Origin of the sequence: Hydrogenophaga sp. OTU3427 (genome assembly GCF_038440225.1) — a bacterium.
GTDB lineage: Bacteria > Pseudomonadota > Gammaproteobacteria > Burkholderiales > Burkholderiaceae_C > Hydrogenophaga.
In genome coordinates this window covers 1-739 of sequence record NZ_JASATI010000116.1, presented here as the reverse complement: position 1 = coordinate 739, position 739 = coordinate 1, and the positions used below count along the sequence as shown (strand labels likewise).

Annotated in this window: 1 protein-coding gene; it reads left to right on the top strand. The window is 70.2% G+C overall.

Annotated elements, in window-relative coordinates:
* The coding region (locus AAHB17_RS24525) for a molybdopterin-dependent oxidoreductase (protein WP_342133678.1) at positions 1-739 on the top strand (739 nt) is incomplete at both ends.

The following is a 739-nucleotide window of genomic DNA, read 5'->3' as shown; positions in this document are numbered from 1 at the left end:
CCCGCCGCGCTGTCGCAGGGCGACAATGGCATCCAGGACTTCATCCCGGTGGCCCGCATCACCGACATGCTGCTGCACCCCGGCGAGGCCTTCGACTACAACGGCAAGCGCCACACCTACCCACACATCCGCCTGGCCTACTGGATCGGTGGCAACCCCTTCCACCACCACCAGGACCTGAACCGCCTGGCGCAGGGCCTGCGCCAGCTCGACACCTTTGTCGTCCACGAGAGTGCATGGACGGCCACCGCCCGCTTTGCCGACATCGTGCTGCCCGCCACGCTGACGCTGGAGCGCGAGGACCTGGGCGGCACCCCGACCGACCCCCTGCTGGTGGCCATGCACCGCATCGCCGAACCCCACGGGCTGGCGCGCGACGACTACGACATCTTCTGCGACCTGGCCCAGCGGCTGGGCCGGCTGGAGGCCTTCAGCGAGGGCCGCAACGCCCACGAATGGGTGGTCGAACTCTACGAACGCACCCGCCGCGCCTGGCAGGACAAGGGGGTGGAACTGCCCGACTTCCCGGCCTTCTGGGCGGGCGGCGAATTCCCCCTGCCGCAGGCGGCGGACGACGGCGGCGTGCTGCGCGCCTTCCGCAACGACCCCATGGGCAAACCACTGCTCACACCCAGCGGCAAGGTGCAGATCAGTTCACCGCGCATCGCCAGCTTCGGCTACGCCGACTGCCCCGGCCACCCCACCTGGCTGCCGCCCGTGGATGTGCCGACACCCGCTC